The 21,318-nt window shown below is 62.3% G+C and carries 20 protein-coding genes; 10 read left to right on the forward strand and 10 right to left on the reverse strand.

Features of this window, described 5'->3' with window-relative positions:
* Window positions 1-48: 48 nt before the first annotated feature.
* The 4 genes from A0O30_RS18110 (at window position 49) to A0O30_RS18125 (ending at window position 5,113) form a co-directional block, all read left to right on the forward strand.
* Window positions 49-2,373 (forward strand): Tex family protein, encoded by a 2,325-nt coding sequence (locus A0O30_RS18110; protein ID WP_105947393.1) that lies wholly within the window; start codon window positions 49-51, stop codon window positions 2,371-2,373.
* The gene (locus A0O30_RS18115; protein ID WP_105947394.1) at window positions 2,373-2,756 is read left to right on the forward strand and encodes a PaaI family thioesterase; all 384 of its coding nucleotides are present in this window, start codon (window positions 2,373-2,375) and stop codon (window positions 2,754-2,756) included. The genes A0O30_RS18110 and A0O30_RS18115 overlap by 1 nt, the downstream gene beginning before the upstream one ends.
* A 153-nt stretch (window positions 2,757-2,909) precedes the next feature.
* Window positions 2,910-4,487 carry a glutamate--cysteine ligase gene (gshA, locus tag A0O30_RS18120; protein ID WP_371921627.1) on the forward strand — a complete coding sequence of 526 codons (1,578 nt, stop codon included), beginning with the start codon at window positions 2,910-2,912 and terminating at the stop codon, window positions 4,485-4,487.
* Window positions 4,487-5,113: a TetR/AcrR family transcriptional regulator gene (locus tag A0O30_RS18125; protein ID WP_105947396.1), complete on the forward strand. Its 627-nt coding sequence runs from the start codon at window positions 4,487-4,489 to the stop codon at window positions 5,111-5,113. The genes gshA and A0O30_RS18125 overlap by 1 nt, the downstream gene beginning before the upstream one ends.
* A gap of 128 nt (window positions 5,114-5,241) precedes the next feature.
* Here the strand turns inward: A0O30_RS18125 and A0O30_RS18130 are convergent, their stop codons facing one another.
* The 8 genes from A0O30_RS18130 to A0O30_RS18165 form a co-directional block, all read right to left on the reverse strand.
* Entirely contained in the window at window positions 5,242-5,457 is a 216-nt protein-coding gene (locus A0O30_RS18130) for a molybdopterin-binding protein (protein WP_008095172.1), read from the reverse strand.
* 44 nt (window positions 5,458-5,501) lie between these two features.
* A complete protein-coding gene (ssuB, locus tag A0O30_RS18135; RefSeq protein WP_019096900.1) occupies window positions 5,502-6,314 on the reverse strand; it encodes an aliphatic sulfonates ABC transporter ATP-binding protein in 813 nt (270 codons plus the stop codon).
* Complete coding sequence (ssuC, locus tag A0O30_RS18140; protein WP_105947397.1) at window positions 6,311-7,108, reverse strand: aliphatic sulfonate ABC transporter permease SsuC; 798 nt, start codon at window positions 7,106-7,108, stop codon at window positions 6,311-6,313. Before ssuC ends, ssuB begins: the two co-directional genes overlap by 4 nt.
* A 10-nt stretch (window positions 7,109-7,118) precedes the next feature.
* Window positions 7,119-8,267, reverse strand: coding sequence for an FMNH2-dependent alkanesulfonate monooxygenase (gene ssuD, locus A0O30_RS18145; protein ID WP_060501273.1), 1,149 nt, complete (start codon window positions 8,265-8,267; stop codon window positions 7,119-7,121).
* A 60-nt stretch (window positions 8,268-8,327) separates the two neighbouring features.
* Window positions 8,328-9,293 carry a sulfonate ABC transporter substrate-binding protein gene (locus A0O30_RS18150; RefSeq protein WP_105947398.1) on the reverse strand — a complete coding sequence of 322 codons (966 nt, stop codon included), beginning with the start codon at window positions 9,291-9,293 and terminating at the stop codon, window positions 8,328-8,330.
* 84 nt (window positions 9,294-9,377) lie between these two features.
* Entirely contained in the window at window positions 9,378-9,971 is a 594-nt protein-coding gene (gene ssuE, locus A0O30_RS18155; protein ID WP_105947399.1) for an NADPH-dependent FMN reductase, read from the reverse strand.
* A 197-nt stretch (window positions 9,972-10,168) separates the two neighbouring features.
* Window positions 10,169-10,807: a peroxiredoxin gene (locus A0O30_RS18160; RefSeq protein ID WP_105947400.1), complete on the reverse strand. Its 639-nt coding sequence runs from the start codon at window positions 10,805-10,807 to the stop codon at window positions 10,169-10,171.
* Window positions 10,808-10,972: 165 nt separating this feature from the next.
* Complete coding sequence (locus A0O30_RS18165) at window positions 10,973-12,301, reverse strand: OprD family porin (protein WP_105947401.1); 1,329 nt, start codon at window positions 12,299-12,301, stop codon at window positions 10,973-10,975.
* Window positions 12,302-12,799: 498 nt separating this feature from the next.
* Here A0O30_RS18165 and tauA point away from each other — a divergent pair, with 498 nt between their 5' ends.
* Genes tauA through tauD form a run of 4 tightly spaced genes read left to right on the forward strand, consistent with a single transcriptional unit; the run spans window position 12,800 to window position 16,291 of the window.
* A complete protein-coding gene (tauA, locus tag A0O30_RS18170) occupies window positions 12,800-13,771 on the forward strand; it encodes a taurine ABC transporter substrate-binding protein (RefSeq protein ID WP_016484395.1) in 972 nt (323 codons plus the stop codon).
* Between the two features lie 13 nt (window positions 13,772-13,784).
* Window positions 13,785-14,573: a taurine ABC transporter ATP-binding subunit gene (tauB, locus tag A0O30_RS18175; protein ID WP_105947402.1), complete on the forward strand. Its 789-nt coding sequence runs from the start codon at window positions 13,785-13,787 to the stop codon at window positions 14,571-14,573.
* Window positions 14,570-15,409: a taurine ABC transporter permease TauC gene (gene tauC / locus A0O30_RS18180; RefSeq protein ID WP_105947403.1), complete on the forward strand. Its 840-nt coding sequence runs from the start codon at window positions 14,570-14,572 to the stop codon at window positions 15,407-15,409. Before tauB ends, tauC begins: the two co-directional genes overlap by 4 nt.
* 48 nt (window positions 15,410-15,457) lie before the next feature.
* Window positions 15,458-16,291 (forward strand): taurine dioxygenase, encoded by an 834-nt coding sequence (gene tauD, locus A0O30_RS18185; protein WP_105947404.1) that lies wholly within the window; start codon window positions 15,458-15,460, stop codon window positions 16,289-16,291.
* Window positions 16,292-16,416: 125 nt separating this feature from the next.
* Here tauD and betT read toward each other — a convergent pair whose 3' ends face one another.
* Together betT and epsC are read right to left on the reverse strand one after the other, a co-directional pair.
* Window positions 16,417-18,378, reverse strand: a complete 1,962-nt coding sequence (betT, locus tag A0O30_RS18195; RefSeq protein ID WP_164525217.1) for a choline transporter BetT — start codon at window positions 18,376-18,378, stop codon at window positions 16,417-16,419.
* A 238-nt stretch (window positions 18,379-18,616) separates the two neighbouring features.
* A complete protein-coding gene (epsC, locus tag A0O30_RS18200; protein ID WP_016714447.1) occupies window positions 18,617-19,549 on the reverse strand; it encodes a serine O-acetyltransferase EpsC in 933 nt (310 codons plus the stop codon).
* Window positions 19,550-19,857: 308 nt separating this feature from the next.
* Between epsC and tcyJ the strand changes: the two genes are divergently transcribed.
* Together tcyJ and tcyL are read left to right on the forward strand one after the other, a co-directional pair.
* Window positions 19,858-20,652, forward strand: coding sequence for a cystine ABC transporter substrate-binding protein (gene tcyJ / locus A0O30_RS18205; protein WP_016714446.1), 795 nt, complete (start codon window positions 19,858-19,860; stop codon window positions 20,650-20,652).
* Window positions 20,649-21,317: a cystine ABC transporter permease gene (gene tcyL, locus A0O30_RS18210; RefSeq protein WP_016714445.1), complete on the forward strand. Its 669-nt coding sequence runs from the start codon at window positions 20,649-20,651 to the stop codon at window positions 21,315-21,317. The genes tcyJ and tcyL overlap by 4 nt, the downstream gene beginning before the upstream one ends.
* The last annotated feature ends 1 nt before the right edge of the window (window position 21,318 follow it).

Raw genomic sequence — 21,318 nt, forward strand, 5'->3', positions numbered from 1 at the left:
GAAAAGCCCACAGGCGACCCCCGTATTCACAAATGTCAGGTGGTTTACATGGACAGCATCAACAGCCGTATCGCCGAGGAACTGGGCGTACGCCCCCAGCAGGTCGAGGCGGCCGTGGGCCTGTTGGACGAAGGCTCGACCGTGCCTTTCATCGCCCGTTATCGCAAGGAAGTGACCGGTAGCCTGGACGACACCCAACTGCGCCATCTGGAAGAGCGCCTGCGCTACCTGCGCGAACTCGACGAGCGCCGCGCCAGCATCCTGTCCAGCATCGAGGAACAAGGCAAGCTCACCCCGGAGCTGGCCCGCGAGATCAAGCTGGCCGACACCAAGACCCGCCTCGAAGACCTGTACCTGCCGTACAAGCAAAAGCGCCGCACCAAGGGCCAGATCGCCCTGGAAGCCGGCCTGGGCGAGCTGGCCGACGGCCTGTTCAACGACCCGACCCTGGCACCGGAAAGCGAAGCCGCACGCTTCGTCAACGCCGAAAAAGGCGTGGCCGATGTCAAGGCTGCGCTGGAAGGCGCCAAGTACATCCTCATGGAGCGTTTCGCCGAAGACGCCTCGCTGCTCGAAAAACTGCGCAACTTCCTCAAGCAGGAGTCGGTGCTCAGCGCCCGCGTGGTAGCGGGCAAGGAAGAAGAAGGCGCCAAGTTCCGCGACTACTTCGCCCACGACGAACTGCTGCGCACCGCCCCGTCGCACCGCGCCCTGGCAATCTTCCGCGGGCGCAACGAAGGCGTGCTGAGTGCCTCGCTGAAAGTGGGCGAAGAGCTGCCTGGCACCCTGCACCCGTGCGAAGTGATGATCGGCAACCACGTCGGCATCGAAAACCGCAGCCGCCCGGCCGACAAGTGGCTGGGTGAAGTGGTGCGCTGGACCTGGAAGGTCAAGCTGTACACCCACCTGGAAACCGACCTGTTCGGCGAGTTGCGCGACAACGCCGAAGGCGAGGCGATCAACGTGTTCGCCCACAACCTGCACGACCTGCTGCTGGCCGCACCGGCCGGCCCGCGCGCCACCCTGGGCTTCGACCCGGGCCTGCGCACCGGCTGCAAGATCGCCGTGGTCGATGCCACCGGCAAGCTGCTGGACCACACCACGGTCTACCCGCACGCGCCGAAAAACGACTGGGACCGCACCCTTTCCATCATGGCCGCGCTGTGCGCCAAGCACTCGGTGGAGCTGGTCGCCATCGGCAACGGCACCGCCAGCCGCGAAAGCGACAAGCTGGTGGCCGAGCTGGTCAAAAAATACCCAGCGCTGAAAATTACCAAAATCATGGTCTCCGAAGCCGGCGCTTCGGTGTACTCGGCATCGGAACTGGCCGCCCGCGAGTTCCCGGACCTGGACGTGTCGATCCGTGGCGCCGTGTCGATCGCTCGCCGCCTGCAGGACCCACTGGCAGAGCTGGTGAAGATCGACCCGAAATCCATCGGTGTCGGCCAGTACCAGCACGACGTGTCCCAGCTGAAACTGGCCCGCGGCCTGGACGCCGTGGTCGAGGACTGCGTGAACGCCGTGGGCGTGGACGTGAACACCGCTTCGGTGGCGCTGCTGACCCGTATCTCTGGCCTCAACGCCACGCTGGCACAGAACATCGTCGCCCATCGCGATGCCAACGGCCCGTTCGCCACGCGTGCAGCGCTGAAAAAGGTCAGCCGCCTCGGTGAGAAAACCTTCGAACAAGCCGCTGGCTTCCTACGTGTGATGAACGGCGACAACCCGCTGGACGCCTCTGCAGTGCACCCCGAGGCCTACCCGCTGGTGCAACGCATTGCCGCCGACACCGACCGCGACATCCGTTCGCTGATCGGCGACAGCAGCTTCCTCAAGCGCCTGGACCCAAAAAAGTTCACCGACGAAACCTTCGGCCTGCCGACCGTCACCGACATCCTGCAGGAGCTGGACAAACCGGGCCGCGACCCACGCCCCGAGTTCAAGACCGCCACCTTCCAGGACGGCGTCGAAGACCTCAAGGACCTGGAGCCGGGCATGATCCTCGAGGGCGTGGTCACCAACGTCACCAACTTTGGCGCCTTCGTCGACATCGGCGTGCACCAGGACGGCCTGGTACACATCTCGGCGCTGTCGGAAAAGTTCGTCAAGGACCCGCGTGAAGCGGTCAAGGCCGGCGACGTGGTCAAGGTCAAGGTCATGGAAGTGGACATCCCGCGCAAGCGCGTCGGCCTGTCCATGCGCATGAGCGACACACCGGGCGAGAAGGTCGAAGGCAACCGCGGCAGCAACCGTGGCAATGGCGGCAACCGTCAGCAGCAGGCGCCGCGCCAGCGTGAAACCGCCACTGCCGCCCCGGCCAACAACGCCATGGCCGCCCTGTTCGCCAACGCCAAGCAGTTGAAGAAGAAGTGATGGACGTACCACGCGAATACGTCGAAAGTGCCTTCAGCCAACTGCTGGGCTGCCGCCTGCAACGCCTGGAAACAGGCGTTGCAGAGGTGGCCCTGCCGCTCGAACCGCACTTGCGCAACCGTGGCCAGAAGCTGCACGGCGGGGCAATCTTCAGCCTGGTGGACATCGCCATGGGCCTGGCCTGCTCGGCCAGCCATGGCTTTGACCAGCAAAGCGTCACCATCGAGTGCAAGATCAACTACATGCGCGCCGTCAGTGACGGCGAAGTGCGGTGCACCGCCCGTGTGCTGCACGCCGGGCGACGTACCCTGGTGGTCGACGCCGACGTAGTCCAGGGCGACAAGCTGGTGGCAAAAGCGCAAGGAACCTTCGCGGTTCTCTAGCTCACCAAGCAGTATCTGCGGTATTTTCAGCAGTGCGCTGGCACTGCTGGAACCGCGTAAACCAGGCGACAACGCCAGTTCCTTTCTTCCTACCCTTGTAGACCGTTATCTCTACCCCCATATTGGGGCGACTGACGCGTGAAGGAATACATCTTGAGCGACCTCCTCAACCGCCGCCTGAGCCTGCTCGGCGCCAATCTTCCCCTGCTCAAGCAGTGCCTGCACGGTATTGAGCGCGAATGCCTGCGAGTGACCGAAGAAGGTCGCCTGGCCCAGACCCCGCACCCGGAAGCCCTGGGGTCGGCGCTGACCAACGAGCAGATCACTACCGACTATTCCGAGTCGCTGCTGGAGTTCATCACCCCAGCCCTGCCCGACCCGGCCAAGGTACTCGAAAGCCTCGAACAGACCCACCGCTTCGTCTACAGCAAGCTGGGCGACGAATACCTGTGGAGCCCGTCGATGCCGTGCACGCTGCCGGCCGAGGAGGACATCCCGATTGCCGAGTACGGCACCTCGAACATCGGCAAGCTCAAGCACGTCTACCGCAAGGGCCTGGCCCTGCGCTACGGCCGCACCATGCAGTGCATCGCCGGTATCCATTACAACTTCTCGCTGCCCGAGGCCCTGTGGCCGCTGCTGCGTGAGGCTGAAGGCGGCAGCGAAAACGACCGCGACTACCAGTCATCGGCCTACATCGCCCTGATCCGCAACTTCCGCCGCTACAGCTGGCTGCTGATGTACCTGTTCGGCGCTTCGCCGGCCCTGGACAAAGGCTTCCTGCGTGGCCGCCCGCACCAGCTCGAAGAGCTGGATGCCGAAACCCTGTTCCTGCCCTATGCCACCAGCCTGCGCATGAGCGACCTGGGCTACCAGAGCAACGCCCAGGCCGGCCTCACGCCGTGCTACAACAACCTGGCCAGCTACACCGATAGCCTGCGCAAGGCCGTGGGCACGCCCTACCCGCCGTACGTAGAAGTCGGTACCCACGTGGACGGCGAGTGGGTGCAGCTGAACACCAACATCCTGCAGATCGAGAACGAGTACTACTCGAACATCCGCCCCAAGCGGGTCACCTACACCGGCGAACGGCCGATCCAGGCCCTGACCTCGCGTGGCGTGCAGTACGTGGAAGTGCGTTGCCTGGACATCAACCCGTTCCTGCCGGTGGGCATCGACCTGCCCGAGGCACGCTTCCTCGATGCGTTCCTGCTGTTCTGCGCACTGGAAGACAGCCCGCAGCTGGACAACGGCGAATGCGGCCAGTGCACCAGCAACTTCCTGACCGTGGTCAAGGAAGGCCGTCGCCCGGGCCTGGCGCTGCATCGCGATGGCCAGCCAATCAGCTTGAAAGATTGGGCCAGCGAACTGATCCAGCGTATTCGACCGTTGGCCGACCTGCTCGACCAGGCGCAAGGCGTTGACGAGCACGCCAAAGCCCTGGATGCCCAGCAAGCCAAGGTTGACGACGCTTCGCTGACACCGTCGGCCCAGGTGCTGGCGCGCATGACCGAACACGACGAAACCTTCGTCCAGTTCTCCCTGCGCCAAAGCCGGATCCACGCCGAAACGTTCCGCGAACAGCCCCTGAACAACGAGCAGCAACAGGCGTTCGAAACACTGGCCCGTGAATCGCTCGCCAAGCAGTCCGAGCTGGAACAGGAAGAAGTCGGTGACTTCGACCTGTTCGTCGGTGCCTACCAGGCCAGTATCCTGGCGATCAGCAACTGATGACCCGTACCGCCACCCCGCGCAAGCCGCGCGCCAGCAGCCAGGCCAGGATCGAAGCGATCCTGACGGCTGCACGCGAGTTGCTGGCAGAGCAAGGGGTGGCGGCACTGTCCATCTACAGCGTGGCCGAACGGGCACAGATTCCGCCGTCGTCGGTGTATCACTTCTTCGCCAGCGTGCCAGCGTTGCTGGAAGCACTGACTGCCGACGTACACCGGGCCTTTCGCGAAGCACTGAGTGCACCGATCGACAGCAGCGCGTTCAGCACCTGGCACGAACTGTCACGGCTCATCGAAGAACGCATGCTTTGTATCTATAACGAAGATGCGGCGGCGCGGCAGCTAATCCTGGCCCAGCATGGGCTGAGCGAAGTGGTGCAGGCCGATCGGCAGCACGACATGGAACTGGGCGACTTGATGCACAAGTTGTTCGACCAGCATTTTCACCTGCCGGTGATGCCACTGGATGTGGATGTGTTTGCCCTGGCCATGGAACTGAGCGACCGGGTGTATGCGCGATCGGTGCAGTTGCACGAAGCGATCACCCCGCGCATGGCCGAAGAAGGCAAGCGGGTGTTCGAGGCGTATCTGGGGTTGTACCTGCCGCCGTTTCTGGCCAAGCGTTAGATTTAAAGGCCTCATCGCCGGCAAGCCAGCTCCCACAGGTACAACACAAGGCTTGAAACCTGCACAGTACCTGTGGGAGCTGGCTTGCCGGCGATTGGGCTGCAAAGCAGCCCCATTGGCCATTTTCATCACAACTTGGCGATAGACACTTCAGTCGATTTCACGAAGGCAATCACTTCGCTGCCAACCTGCAATTCCAGCTCCTTCACAGAACGGGTGGTGATGACCGAAGTCACGATACCCGAGGCAGTCTGCACGTCGATTTCCGACAGTACCGGGCCTTCGAGGATTTCTTTCACGGTGCCTTTGAACTGGTTGCGGACGTTGATGGCTTTGATAGTCATGATTTGATTCCTTCTCTATGGCTTCAGTCTGGTAAGTGAGTGAGTCAGTGCGCCCAACGCAACTGCGTGGGCAGAGGGGCTACAGGATCCGGCTCGGGCGCAGTGCCCGGGGCCGACAGAACACGGTTGAGCACTTCGCTTTCCAGCGCGGCCAGGCGGTGCGAACCACGCGCCCGGGGCCGTGCCAGGTCGACAGTGAGGTCGAGCCCGACCTCGCCGTCCTCGATCAAAATCACCCGGTCAGCCACGGCAACGGCTTCGCTGACATCGTGGGTGACCAACAGCACGGTGAAGCCATGCTGACGCCACAGGCGCTCGATCAATTGCTGCATCTCGATACGGGTCAATGCATCCAGCGCACCCAGCGGCTCATCCAGCAGCAGCAGGCGTGGCTGGTGAATCAAGGCGCGGGCCAAGGCCACGCGCTGCTTCTGGCCACCCGAGAGGGCTGCCGGCCATTCATTGGCGCGATCGGCCAGGCCCACCGCCTCCAGCGCTTCCAGCGCACGTGGGCGCCAGTCGCCAGACAGGCCCAGGCCAACGTTGTCGATCACCTTCTTCCAGGGCAGCAGGCGTGCGTCCTGGAACATCAGGCGGGTTTCCTCACGGGCCTCTTCCAGCGGCGCAGCACCGGCCAGCAGTTGGCCGGCGGTGGGTTGATCGAGCCCGGCCAGCAGGCGCAGCAAGGTGCTCTTGCCGCAGCCGCTGCGGCCAACGATGGCCACGAACTGACCGGCCGGAATGTGCAGGTCGATACCTTTCAGCACTTCGCGCTGGCCAAAGGTCTTGCGCAGGCCGTTGGAGGCCAGCGGGATGCCACGCAGCAGGCGAGGCGGCTGTTCCTTGAGCACGGTCATGCGCCCTCCTTCCTGGCTACTTGATAGGCCGGGTGCCAGCGCAGCCACACACGCTCCAGGCCGCGAGCGGCGAGGTCGGCGAGCTTGCCAAGCACGGCGTACAGGACGATGGCCAGTACCACCACGTCGGTCTGCAGGAACTCACGGGCATTCATTGCCAGGTAACCGATGCCGGCGTTGGCCGAGATGGTTTCCGCCACGATCAAGGTCAGCCACATGAAGCCCAGCGCAAAGCGCACACCCACCAGAATCGATGGCAGCGCCCCCGGCAGGATCACCTGGCGGAACAGGCTGAAGCCGGACAAGCCATAGCTGCGCGCCATTTCCACCAATGCCGGGTCGACATTACGAATGCCGTGGTAGGTGTTCAGGTAGATCGGAAACAACGTGCCCAGCGCGACCAGGAAAATCTTTGCCGACTCGTCGATACCGAACCACAGGATCACCAGCGGGATCAGTGCCAGGTGCGGCACGTTGCGGATCATCTGCACCGAGCTGTCGAGCAGGCGTTCGCCCCAGTTCGACAAGCCGGTGATGAACCCCAGCACCAGGCCGATGCTGCCGCCGATGACGAAGCCCAGGCCGGCACGCCAACCGCTGATGGCCAGGTGGGTCCAGATTTCGCCGCTGCGCACCAGCTCGACACCCGCGCTGACCACAGCGCTGGGTGCCGGCAGAATGCGCGTCGACAGCCAGCCTGCGCTGACCGCCAGCTGCCAGACTGCCAACAGCAGCACCGGCAGCGCCCACGGCGCCAGGCGCTGGGTCAGGTTGGAGGAAGTTGCACGACTCATGGCCCGGCCCTCAGCTCTGCGACACGGACTTGGGCAGGATGTCGTTGGCTACCATCTCGCCGAACGGGCTTACGTAGCCACCGGTTTTCGGTTGCTCCGGGCGTTGTACATCGAGGTGCGGGAACAGCAGTTCGGCAACCCGGTACGACTCTTCCAGGTGTGGATAACCCGAGAAGATGAAGGTATCGATACCCAGATCGGCGTATTCCTTCACCCGTGCCGCCACAGTCGGGCCATCGCCCACCAGTGCGGTACCGGCGCCGCCACGCACCAGGCCAACACCCGCCCACAGGTTGGGGCTGACTTCCAGGTTGTCGCGGTTGCCGCCATGCAGGGCAGCCATGCGCTGCTGGCCCACCGAGTCAAAGCGCGCCAGCGAGGCCTGGGCACGGGCGATGGTGTCATCGTCCAGGTGCGAAATCAGCTTGTCGGCAGCGGCCCAGGCCTCTTCGTTGGTTTCCCGCACGATCACATGCAGGCGGATACCGAAGCGTACTTCTCGGCCTTGAGCGGCCGCTTTTTCGCGCACCTGGGCAATTTTTTCGGCAACGGCTGCCGGTGGCTCACCCCAGGTCAGGTACAGCTCGACCTGCTCGGCGGCCAGGTCCTGTGCTGCCTCGGACGAGCCGCCGAAATACAGCGGCGGACGTGGTTGCTGAATCGGTGGGTAGAGCAGCTTGGCGCCCTTCACCTGAATGTGTTTGCCGTCGTAATCGACGTTTTCGCCTTCCAGCACCTTGCGCCAGATACGGGTGAACTCGACCGAGGCTTCGTAGCGCTCTTCATGGCTCAGGTGCAGGCCATCACCGGCCAGTTCGTCCGGGTCGCCACCGGTTACCAGGTTGAACAGGGCACGGCCATTGGACAGGCGGTCCAGCGTTGCCGCCTGGCGTGCTGCCACGGTTGGCGAAATGATGCCTGGGCGCAGGGCCACCAGGAATTTCAGTCGCTGGGTCACAGGGATCAGCGACGCGGCCACCAGCCAGGAGTCCTCGCAGGAGCGCCCGGTGGGGATCAGCACCCCGCCAAAACCCAGACGGTCAGCGGCTTGGGCGATCTGCTGCAGGTAACCGTGGTCGACCGCACGGGCGCCGTCGGAAGTGCCCAGGTACTTGCCGTCACCGTGGGTTGGGAGGAACCAGAAAATGTTAAGGCTCATTGGAGTTGTCTCCTCAAGGGTGGCTCAAGCCAGGGCGACGCCCCGGCACAGGCGAATCAATCAAGGCGCGCTAGCGACCTTGGCCGGGGGTGTCCAGATCACGTCCTTGATGCTCAGTGGCTTGGGTATCAGCTTGAGCGCCTGGAAGGTGTCGGCGATTTTCTGTTGTGCGGCCACGACCTCAGGGGTGAGCGGCGCTGCACCGTAGCCTTGGCGTTTGACCGAAGTCAGGGTGATGTCGGCGGGCAGGCCGAGCAGCGGTGCGACCTGGTCGGTCACTTCTTGCGGGTTGGCCTGGGACCACTCGCCCACGGCGCGCACTTCCTCGATCACGGTGTTGATCACCGCCGGGTGCTGGGTGGCGTAGTTGCGGGTGGCCAGGTAGAACTGGTGGTTGTCGACCAGGCCCTTGCCATCACGCAGGGTGCGGGCCTGCAGCTGTTGTTCGGCGGCGGCCTGGTACGGGTCCCAGATGACCCAGGCATCCACACTGCTACGCTCGAAGGCGGCGCGGGCATCGGCAGGTGGCAGGTACACGGGCTGGATGTCGCTGTATTTCAGGCCGGCATCTTCCAGCGCGCGCACCAACAGGTAGTGAACGTTCGAGCCTTTGTTGAGGACGACTTTCTTGCCCTTGAGGTCTTTCACCGACTGGATCGCTGAGCCTTTCGGCACCAGGATCGCCTCGCTGTGTGGTGCTGGCGGCTCGTAAGCCACATACAGCAGGTCGGCACCAGCAGCCTGGGCGAATACAGGCGGAGTCTCGCCGGTTACGCCAAAATCGATGGAGCCGACATTCAGCCCTTCAAGCAGCTGCGGGCCACCGGGGAACTCGGTCCACTGCACCTGCACGCCCTGCTCTGCCAGGCGCTTTTCCAGCGTGCCCTTGGCCTTGAGCAGCACCAGGGTGCCGTATTTCTGGTAACCGATACGCAGGCTTTCGGCCTGGGCTTGGGTAATGGCGCCGAAGGACACAGCCGCCGCAAACAGGGCGACCAGACCGCGACGCAAGAAGACTGTGCGCATGGCGCTCTCCTGTACGTTTGGGTTCGGGTTGCACCTGCTTGCCTCGTTATCGGGCGAGTAAGGTGGTGAAGCGGGTTGGGCCGGTCAGATGCTCCAGCGAGCGCTGATCAGGCGTTCATTCAGTACGCCGGGGGCCACGGGGCGTGGCCGGCGGGCCAAGGCAACGTGGAAGGTTTCCAGCGAGTCCAGCAGGCGTTCTTCCAGCGCCGGTGTCAGCTGCGCGGGTTTGGAGCCTTCTGCGTAAGCCACCTGGCTGTCGTCGGCGAAGATCCCTTGCAGGGTCTCTTGAGCCTTGAGTGCCGACAGCACGGGTTTCAATGCATAATCCACTGCCAGCATGTGGGCGATGCTGCCGCCCGTGGCGATCGGCAATACGATCTTGTGCGCCAGAGCGCGTTCGGGCAGCAGGTCGAGCAGTGTTTTCAGGGCGCCGGCAAACGAGGCCTTGTACACCGGGGTGGAAACGATCAGGCCATCGGCCTGGGCTACCAACTGTTGGAAGTGCTGTACCTGCGGGCTGTCGAAACGGGCATGCAGCAGGTCTTCGGCGGGGAAGTCACGTACCTGGAACGTCACCACTTCAACGCCACGGTTCTGCAACCACTGCCGCGAACGCTCAAGCAGCACGCCGGAGCGTGAGCGGGTACTGGGGCTACCACCGATTGATACGACCAGCATTGCAGCGCTTCCTTGTGTTCTGTTGGAAGTGACATTAACAGCTGCCACATATATCTAGAAATCATATTTTTTCATTTGTTTATTCCATTTTTGTTTTTCTTCAAAGTCCTCCACGCGGTTTCAGCAGGCATAAAAAAGGGCCGTCGAAACGGCCCGAAAATCCCTGCTTGGCTAAGAGCAATACAACGAGGAATCCTTTAACGATTAGGCTGCGGGGTCAGACGCAGGTAGGGTTTGACCGCCCGGTAACCTTTCGGGAAGCGCTGCTTGATCTCTTCCTCGTCCTTGAGCGAAGGCACGATCACCACCTCGTCACCGTCCTGCCAGTTACCTGGTGTGGCGACCTTGTGGTTGTCGGTCAGTTGCAGCGAGTCGATCACCCGCAGAATTTCATTGAAGTTGCGCCCGGTACTGGCCGGATAGGTGATGGTCAGGCGCACCTTCTTGTTCGGGTCGATCACGAACAGCGAACGCACGGTGAGGGTGTCGCTGGCGTTCGGGTGGATCAGGTCGTACAGGTCGGACACCTTGCGGTCGGCGTCGGCGATGATCGGGAAATTGACCACGGTGTTCTGGGTTTCGTTGATGTCATCGATCCAGCGATGGTGCGAGTCGACCGGGTCCACCGACAAGGCGATGGCCTTGACCCCACGCTTGGCGAAATCATCTTTCAGCTTGGCGGTCAGGCCCAGCTCGGTGGTGCACACCGGGGTGAAGTCGGCGGGGTGGGAGAACAATACCCCCCAGCTGCTGCCCAGCCACTCGTGGAAGCGGATTTTGCCTTCGCTGGAATCCTGTTCGAAATCGGGGGCGATATCGCCGAGTTTGAGGCTCATGGGCTGCGGCTCCTTGGCTGGGTTCTGTACCGTATGGGTTCAATGTGCCTGCATTCGGTTAAAAACAAAAAGAATAAATAACGATTTATTTATAACCATAATGCATACGAATTTGTAGGCACAAAAAAGCCTCGCACTAGGCGAGGCTTCTGGTTCAGCTACGGCTTACAGGAAGTTGTAAGTGTAGTTGAAGATCAGACGGGTCTGATCCTGGTCAGCCAGCGAGCTGGTACCGGTGCCACGGTATACGCCGTGACGCAGGCTGGCGCCCAGGCCCTTGAAGGTGCCTTCCTGGATGACGTAGTCAACGCGGGCGTCACGTTCCCATTCGCTGAAGGTGCCGTTGCCGTTGGCGTTCTTGCCGTCTTCACCTTTCAGGTAGGCAACCGAGGCTTTCAGGCCCGGTACACCCAGGCGGGCGAAGTCGTAGGCGTACTGACCGAAGGTGGTGTTTTCACCGGCCTTGGCGAACTGGTTGATCATGCTGTCGGTGAACAGGTAGAAGCTCGAACCACCGGCACCTTCGTTGCGGCCATTGCCATCAACCACGTTGCCTTGGTTCAGCCAGACGAAACCACCGTCGTCATTGACGCGCTGGTGGCCCAGCATCAGCGAGTGGCCACCCAAGGTGTAGGTGAACATCGCGGACCAGGTCTTGTTGTCGACCTCGCCAGTGTTCTTGGCATAACCGCCGTTGTTGCTGAAGCGGTAACCGGCCTCACCGTTCTTGCCGTCGCTGCTGCTGTCGAAGTAGCGCAGGTCGGTCTTGAACGACTGGTCGTCAGCGATCTTGAATACGTGGGTGGCGCCCAGGAAGTGCTGCTTGTAGAAGTCTTCCAGGTTCGAGTAGTAGTACTGCAGGGTCAGGTCTGGCGTGAGCTTGTAGTCCAGGCCGCCGTAACGGAACTTGTTGCTGTCCTGGGTAGCACCGGCTACCGACAGGCCGGTACGGTTGCTCGAAGCACGGCCCATGGCGTGGGTCAGCTGGCCGGCGTTGATGGTCAGGTTGTCGATTTCCTTCGACTGGATGGTGCCACCCTCGAAGGTTTGCGGCAGCAGACGGCCATCGTTGGAGACCAGGATCGGCAGGTTTGGCGCCAGGGCGCTACCGTAGTGAACCTCAGTCTTCGAGAAGCGTGCCTTGGCGTTGGCGCCAACACGAGCCCACTGGCTTACAGCCGAACCGTCGGTGTCGCTCGGGAAGAAGCTGCTGTTGTCTGGGTGCTTGCCACGGCCACCATCCAGGTGGATACCCCACAGGGCCTGGGCATCGACACCGAAGCCAACGGTGCCTTCAGTGAAGCCGGAGATGTAGTCGAGCTTGAAGCCCTGACCCGACTCACGGTTGTCGGCACCGCCATCACGGTTGTCGTTGTTGAAGTACATGGTGCGCGAGCTGAGCGACAGTTTGCTGTCTTCAACGAAACCGGCAGCGCCTGCTTGTTGGGCGAGAACCCCCAGTGCCACGGCCAGAGCCAGGCTGGACTTGTACATAATTTGCTCCTCTACGTTCTAATTCTTGTGTATCTCTGGCGGCGGGGTCTGCTGCCCCGCTCACCGTGGATTGGCGATTTAGTCCCAAAGCGTGACTCATAAGTCAATCGTTTCTAAACGTTTCGAGACTTTGGTCTAAGGCGCCACCTGCGCTACAGGATAATGACAATCCTATAAATCCAAAATGACCGTTTTATGAATTTGTAAGATTTTTACGGAATATGTTAGGAACCTTTACTGCCATTCGTTGTAGCAACAGCCCAATTCATAACGTTTGGTTATTTGCAAACGTTTGCTCATAACCTAATTCCGTATCGTTCTATAGGGACGAAAAAGCCTAGCAGGTACCTCGACATTCGCCATTGAGGGTAATCACCGATCCTGGGCTTAAAGCATTTGGCTCCTAAGCTAATGCAAAAAAGTTATTTATTTTTATATTCTTAGATCATTTAGTCTTCTCGTCATCCATCACATCGATTGCCTGACGAGAGGTCCACCATGATCCCGCACGCTCCGCTGCGCCTGTTCGCCGCCCTGACCCTCGCCAGCACCAGCTGGTTTGCCCAGGCTGCCGACCTGACCGTGGCCTACCAGACCACCGTCGACCCTGCCAAAGTGGCGCAGGTAGACGGCGACTACGAAAAAGCCAGCAAGGCCAGCATCGACTGGCGCAAATTCGATAATGGCGCCGACGTGATCACCGCCGTGGCCAGCGGTGATGTGCAGATCGGCTACCTGGGTTCCAGCCCGCTGGCCGCTGCCGCCACCCGCAAGCTACCCGTCGAGACCTTCCTTATCGCCACCCAGATTGGCGCCGGTGAAGCGCTGGTCGCCCGCGACAGCATCAAGACGCCGCAAGACCTGATCGGCAAGAAAGTCGCCGTACCGTTCGTGTCCACCGGCCACTACAGCCTGCTGGCAGCACTCAAAAGCTGGAATATCGACCCGTCCAAGGTACAGATCCTCAACCTGGCACCACCGGCCATCATTGCCGCCTGGAAACGCGGTGACATCGACGCCACCTACGTGTGGGACCCGGCCCTGGGCGTAGCCAAGGAAAACGGCAAGGTGCTGATCACTTCTGGCGAACTGGCCCAGAAAGGCGCCCCCACCTTCGATGCCTGGATCGTGCGCAAGGACTTCGCCGAGAAGCACCCTGAGGTGGTCAAGGCCTTTGCCAAAGTCACCCTGGACGCCTACGCCGACTACCGCAAGGACCCGAAAGCCTGGCTGGCCGACAAGGGCAACGTAGACAAGCTGGTGAAGCTGTCCGGCGCCAAGGCCAGCGACATTCCGGTGCTGCTGGAGGGCAACGTCTACCCACTGGCCGCAGACCAGGCCAATGCCTTGGGCGCGCCGACCACCCAGGCACTGACCGACACGGCCAATTTCCTCAAGCAGCAAGGCAAGGTCGACGCCGTGCTGCCGGACTACTCGCCGTACGTCAGCGCCAAGTTCCTTCCAAACTGATCCGGAGCCCGTCATGGCCTTGCTTGAACTGGAGCGCATCAGCGCACAGTACCCTGGCGCCAGCACCCCGGTGCTGGCCGACTTCAACCTGAGCCTGGGCCCGCGCCAGCTGCTAGTGGCCCTGGGGCCGTCCGGCAGCGGCAAGACCTCGCTGCTCAACCTGATCGCCGGCTTCGTCGCCCCCAGTGGCGGGCGAATCACCCTCGATGGCGTACCGGTGCAAGGCCCGGGTGCCGAGCGCGGCGTGGTGTTCCAGGACGATGCCCTGCTGCCATGGCAGAACGTGCTGGGCAATGTCGCCTTCGGCCTCGAACTGGCTGGCGTGCCTCGCGCCCAGCGTGAAGCCAAGGCCCGTGAAATGCTCGCACTTGTCGACCTGGATGGCTTTGGCGAGCGACGCATCTGGCAATTGTCCGGTGGCCAGAAGCAGCGCGTAGGCCTGGCCCGTGCACTGGCAGCCGACCCACGGGTGTTGCTGATGGATGAACCATTCGGCGCCCTCGACGCCTTCACCCGCGAACAGATGCAGGAACTGCTGCTGCAGGTCTGGCAACGCACCGCCAAACCGGTGTTCCTGATTACCCACGACATTGAAGAAGCGGTGTTCCTCGCCAGCGAGCTGGTGCTACTGGCCCCCAACCCGGGCCGCGTAGTGGAACGCCTGCAACTGGAGTTCGGCCAGCGCTATGCCGCTGGCGAATCGGCCCGGGCAATCAAATCCGACCCACGCTTCATCGAAACCCGCGAGCATGTGCTGGCGCGGGTGTTCTCCCAACGCCAAAGCCTGCAGGAGCGCGCATGAGCAGCCTGGACCTGCCGGTTGCCGGTAAGCACGACGCCCAAACCCGGCCTGTTGCAACAGCACGCCGCCAACTCTCTACCCGCTGGATCAGTACCCTGACCCTGGCCAGCCTGCTGCTGGTCTGGTGGCTGGTGACCGCCGCCGGCTGGATCGAGCCGCTGTTCCTGCCTTCGCCCGGCGACATCCTGGCCAAGGCCTGGACCCTGCTGAGCCAAGGCTACATGGATGCCAGCCTGTGGCAGCACCTGGGCGCAAGCCTGGGCCGCATCGGCCTGGCGCTGGTTGCCGCGACCCTGACCGCGATCCCGGTGGGCATCGCCATCGGCTACAACCGCGTGGCCCGTGGCATCCTCGACCCGCTGATCGAGTTCTACCGGCCAATACCACCGCTTGCATACCTGCCGCTGATCGTCATCTGGTGCGGCATCGGCGAGCTGTCGAAGGTGCTGCTGATTTACCTGGCGATCTTCGCCCCCATCGCCATTGCCACCGCCACCGGCGTGCGCACGGTCGACCCCGCCAAGCTGCGTGCAGCGCAGTCGCTGGGCGCCACCAAGGCCCAGCTGATCCGCCATGTGATCCTGCCCAGTGCACTGCCCGACATCCTTACCGGCATCCGCATCGGCCTGGGGGTCGGCTGGTCGACCCTGGTGGCCGCCGAACTGATTGCCGCCACCAGCGGCCTGGGCTTCATGGTGCAGTCGGCGGCGCAGTTTTTGGTCACCGATGTGGTGGTGCTGGGCATCCTGCTGATCGCCCTGATCGCCTTCGCCCTGGAAATGGGCCTGCGTGCCCTGCAACGCAAACTGGTGCCCTGGCACGGGCAGAGCCACTGATTGCCGACTGACCACGCCGGCAACCCGGCGCCTAGAACGAGAAAAGACATGAGCCTGACCGTTACCCCCCTCAGCCCGGCCCTCGGTGCTCAGATCAGCGGCGTGGATATCAGCCGCGAGATCTCGGCCGAACAGCGCGACGCCATCGAGCAGGCGCTGCTCAAGCATCAGGTGCTGTTCTTCCGCGACCAGCCGATCAACCCGGAACAGCAAGCGCGCTTTGCCGCCCGCTTCGGCGACCTGCACATTCACCCGATCTACCCCAACGTGCCGGAAACCCCGCAGGTGCTGGTGCTCGACACGGCGGTGACCGATGTGCGCGACAACGCCGTGTGGCACACCGACGTGACGTTCTTGCCAACCCCGGCACTGGGCGCGGTGCTCAGCGCCAAGCAGTTGCCGGCTTACGGTGGCGATACCCTGTGGGCCAGCGGCATTGCGGCCTTCGAAGCCTTGTCGGCGCCGTTGCGCGCAATGCTCGACGGGCTGACCGCCACCCACGACTTCACCAAGTCGTTTCCGCTGGAGCGGTTCGGCACCACGCCGGAAGACCTGGCGCGCTGGGAGGCGACACGGCGCAACAACCCGCCGCTGTCACACCCGGTGGTGCGCACGCATCCGGTGAGCGGGCGTAAGGCGCTGTTCGTCAATGAAGGGTTCACTACGCGCATCAATGAGCTGAGCGAGCTGGAAAGCGAAGCGCTGTTGAAGCTGCTGTTCGCCCATGCGACGCGGCCGGAGTTCAGCATTCGCTGGCGTTGGCAGGAGAATGACGTGGCGTTCTGGGACAACCGCGTGACCCAGCATTTTGCGGTGGATGATTACCGGCCGAACCGGCGGGTGATGCACCGGGCTACCATTCTTGGAGATGCACCCTTCTAGTAGTTTCCTGTGCCGGCCTCTTCGCGGGCTCGCCCGCTCCCACAGGCACACCACAGGTTTTGAAACCGGTGCCGTACTTGTGGGAGCGGGCAAGCCCGCGAAGAGGCCATGCCAGGATTGCTCGGTCAGCGGACCAGATGCAGATACTGCATGTGCCGCTCGTACTGGTCCAGAATGTCGTTGATGATCTGCTCCTTGCTGTAGCCCACCAGGTCATAGTTCTGGCTACCTTCGCTCAGGTGCACCTCCGCCCGGTAATAACGGCGGTTCTTCAACTCCTGCGTGCCCAGCCCACCCAAGGCGAACGACGGCGTGAAATACCCACGCATCTGCACCTGGTAGATGAACGGCTGCTCCTCGCCATGGCCAATCTTCAGGCTGACGTTGTCGTGGCTCGGGTCATCCTGGGTAATCAGCACCAGGCCCTTCTGCTCGAACACCTCACGGACCTCGGCAATCGCCGGGCGCACGACGTCGTCCATGAAGCGGTAAACCTCATCACGCGACGGGAAATGCACGGCCTGGCTCAGGCGCTGGCGCCAGCCGCCACGGCCGCGACGTGACTGCGCGAACGGGGCCAGCGAGTGCATTTGCGCGATCTGCCGTTGCGACTCCAGGTAGAACGCCTTGTGCAGCCCCCACATCATGCACAACAGAATCAGCGAGAACGGCAGCGAGGTCAGCACCACCGCCGACTTCAGCGAGTCGATGCTGCCCGCGAACAACAGCGCACTGGTGATCAGCGCGGTCATCGCGCCCCAGAAAATGCGCAGCCAGTTCGGCCCGTCCTCATCGGCTTCCCCCCCCTTGGCCGACAAGGTCGACAGCACCACGGTGCCCGAGTCGGCCGACGTGACGAAGAACACGAAGCTGATGAACACCGTGGTGGCGATCACCGCCTTGCTCCAGGGGTAGGTCTCCAGCAGCAGGTACAGGCTCATCGACGGGTTATCCAGTGCCGACTGGCCCAGTGCGGTCATGCCATGGTTGATCACCTGGTCCAGCGCGCTGTTGCCGAAGATCGACATCCACGCCAGGGTGAACCCCAACGGAATCAGCAGCACGCCAAAGACGAACTCGCGGATGGTGCGGCCACGGGAGATACGGGCGATGAACAGGCCCACGAACGGTGCCCAGGCAATCCACCAGGCCCAGTAGAACACCGTCCAGCCACCCAGCCAGTCACGGTTTTCGCCGTAGGCATACACATCGAAACTCTTGCGTGGCAAAGCGCCCAGATAGTCGCCAAGGTTCTGGATCAGCGTATTGAACAGGTGCTGGGTCGGCCCGGCGAACAGCACGAACAGCAGCAGTGCGCAGGCCAGGAACAGGTTGATGTCGCTCATCACCCGCACGCCCTTCTCCACCCCGGCAACAGCCACGGCTACCGCCGCGCCCATCATCAGGGTGATGAGGATCACCTGCACCCACTGGCTGTGGCTGATGCCGAACAGGTAGTCCAGGCCCGCGTTCAGGTGCAGCACGCCAAAGCCCATGTCGGCCCCCAGGCCGAACACCGTGGCGATGATGCCGAAGCCATCCACTGCGTAGCCGATCGGCCCGTTGATGCGCTTTCCGATCAGCGGGTACAGCGCCGAACGCAACGCCAGCGGCAGGTTGTGCCGGTAGGCGAAATAGGCCAGGGCCATGCCGACGAAGGCGAACACCCCCCAGCCATGCAGGCCCCAGTGCAGGAACAGAATCTGCATCGCCTGGCGCCCGGCCTCTGCCGTGCCCGCTTCGCCCTGGGGCGGCTGCAGCATGTGGGTCAGCGGTTCGGAAACACAGAAGAAGAACAACGTGATGCTGATACCGGCGGCAAACAGCATGCCGGCCCACGACAGGTAACTGAACTCGGGTTCGTCGTGGTCGGCACCGAGCTTGATCTTGCCGTAGCCGGACAAGGCGGTGACCACCACGAAGACCAGGTACAGCGTCATGGCCAGCATGTAGTACCAGCCGACCGTGTTGGCCGCCCAGTTCTGCGCTGCCAGCAACCAGTCACCTGCCGCTTGCGGGTTGGAAATGACTACCAGGCCAAAAATAAGGATGAAACTTGCCGCGAAATAGAACACCGGAGGGTTCATGCGGATCGTGCTGTTGGAAGGGATCGGCGCACTCATGAGGTATGCACCTCGTCGAATGACGTGAGGTTCGGAATGAACGGGTTCAGCAAAGGAATCCTCCTGTTGAACACCGGCAGCGGACCAGCGTTTTTCATTGAACAAGCGTTCAAGTTAAACATGGATCGAATTTCATTGCGAACCGGGGCGCCGATTGGCGCCCTCTCGTTCCAGCCTCGTCGCGGCCTACCGCAAGGTTAGATCAGTTCTTGTCCTGGCAATCCAGCTGCAGGTTGGCCTGGGTAATGTTGCTTTCAGCCGGCACACTGCGGGTCAGCCACACATTGCCGCCAATGGTCGAACCTTTGCCGATGGTAATGCGCCCCAGCACCGTGGCCCCGGCATAGATCACCACATCGTCCTCGACAATCGGGTGCCGTGGCAGGCCTTTGTGCAGGGTCCCCGACTCATCGCTCGGGAAGCGCTTGGCGCCCAGGGTCACGGCCTGGTAGATGCGCACGCGCTCGCCGATGATCGCGGTTTCGCCAATCACCACACCGGTCCCGTGGTCGATGAAGAAGCTCGGGCCAATCTGCGCGCCAGGGTGAATGTCGATACCGGTGGCCGAATGCGCCAGCTCCGAGCTGATCCGCGCCAGCAGCGGCAAGCCGGCCTGGTACAGGTGGTGCGCCAGGCGGTGGTGGATGATCGCCAGGATACCCGGGTAGCACAGCAGCACTTCATCCACGCTGCGCGCTGCCGGGTCGCCGTGGTAGGCGGCCAGCACGTCGGTGTCGAGCAGTACGCGCAGTTCCGGTAGCGCAGCTGCAAAACCCTGGATCAGGCTCAGCGCATGGGCATCGACGCCAGCCAGCTCAGCCTTGCTTTGCCGTGCCGCATAGCGCAGTTCAAGGCGAGCCTGGGCAAGCAAGGCGGTCAGCGCGGCATCCAGGGTATGGCCGACGTAGAAATCTTCGCTCTCTTCGCGCAAATCGACCGGGCCAAGGCGCATGGGGAACAGCGCGCCGCACAGTTGCTCCAGAATCTGCCGCATCGCCTCGCGCGACGGCAACTCGCGCCCACCCTGCTCGCCAATGCTGCGGCCATTGCGGGTGCGCCATTGCTCACGGGCGCCGCGCAGGCCACTGACGATGCTCTGCAACTGCCAGTGCGCGGATGAAGGTTGTTCGCTCACGGTTTTCTCCTGCCGTATAGGCCATCTAATGGTGTCGCCAGGCCCGCGAAGAAACCGGGCCTGGCTACATGCGATCCACTCTACGGCAAATCAGCCCCTTGGAAAAAACAACGCTTTATTCCATCCTGCGCTAAGTCAGGCATAAGCCGCGATGACGGCACAGGCATCCTCGCCTACCCTCAAAGCAGCCAGCTCCTGGCACCAATCAAAATGGAAATAACAAAATAATTTTTTAGTATTTCCTGGCCTAAGCAGCCAACCCTATAGTCGCCACCTCACTACTTACACAACAAGCGCGGGGCTCTGACATGTCGAAATTCGCCAAACCGCTACTCAATGCTACCCTGGCTGTTCTGCTGGGTACCGGCCTGCTCAGCCAGGCCTTCGCGGGCGAGCAGCTGAAGACCATCCAGGAAAAAGGCGTGATCAACGTCGGCCTGGAAGGCACCTACCCACCGTTCAGCTTCCAGGACGAAAACGGCAAGCTGACTGGCTTCGAAGTGGAGCTATCCGAGCTGCTGGCCAAGGAGCTGGGGGTCAAGGCCAAGGTCCAGCCGACCAAGTGGGACGGCATCCTCGCTGCGCTGGAGTCCAAGCGCCTGGACGTAGTCATCAACCAGGTGACCATTTCCGAAGAGCGCAAGAAGAAGTACGACTTCTCCGAGCCCTACACCATCTCCGGCATCCAGGCGCTGATCCTGAAGAAGAAGGCCGAGCAGTTGAACATCCACAAGGCCGCCGACCTGGCCGGCAAGAAAGTGGGCGTGGGCCTGGGCACCAACTACGAACAGTGGGTGAAAAAAGACGTGCCGCAAGCCGATGTGCGCACCTATGAAGACGACCCGAGCAAGTTCGCCGACCTGCGTAACGGCCGCATCGACGCCATCCTGATCGACCGCCTGGCCGCGCTGGAATACGCGCAAAAAGCCAAGGACACGGAGCTGGCCGGCGATGCCTTCTCGCGCCTGGAAAGCGGCGTGGCCCTGCGCAAGGGCGAGCCAGAGCTGCTCGATGCCATCAACAAGGCCATCGACAAGCTCAAGGCTGACGGCACGCTGGCCAAGCTGTCCGAGAAATACTTCGGTGCTGATGTCACCAAATGATCGCTGAAAGCCTGCAACTCGTTGTCGACTCCACGCCCTTCCTGCTGAAGGGCGCGGGTTATACGGTGCTGCTCAGCGTTGGCGGCATGTTCTTCGGCCTGGTGCTGGGCTTTGCCCTGGCGCTGATGCGCCTGTCGAAGATCTTGCCGCTGAACTGGCTGGCGCGGATCTACGTATCGTTTTTCCGCGGCACGCCGCTGCTGGTGCAGCTGTTCGTGATCTATTTCGGCATGCCGCAGATCGGCATCGAACTCGACCCCATCCCCGCCTCGCTGATCGGCCTGTCGTTGAACATGGCGGCCTACATCTGCGAGATCCTGCGCGCAGCCATCTCCTCGATCGACCGTGGCCAGTGGGAAGCGGCCGCCAGCATCGGCATGACCCGCGTCCAGGCCATGCGCCGGGCGATCCTGCCACAAGCCTTGCGCACTGCGCTGCCACCGCTGGGCAACAGCTTCATTTCGCTGGTCAAGGACACCGCCCTGGCCGCCACCATCCAGGTGCCCGAACTGTTCCGCCAGGCGCAGCTGATTACCGCACGCACCTTCGAAGTGTTCACCATGTACGTGGCGGTCGCGGTCATCTACTGGGTGCTGTGCAGCATCCTCGCGCACTTCCAGAACCGCATGGAAGCGCGGGTCAACCAGCATGACCAGGAGCACTGAG

It is taken from the genome of Pseudomonas sp. LLC-1 (genome assembly GCF_002992185.1).
GTDB classification, from domain to species: Bacteria; Pseudomonadota; Gammaproteobacteria; order Pseudomonadales; family Pseudomonadaceae; genus Aquipseudomonas; species Aquipseudomonas monteilii.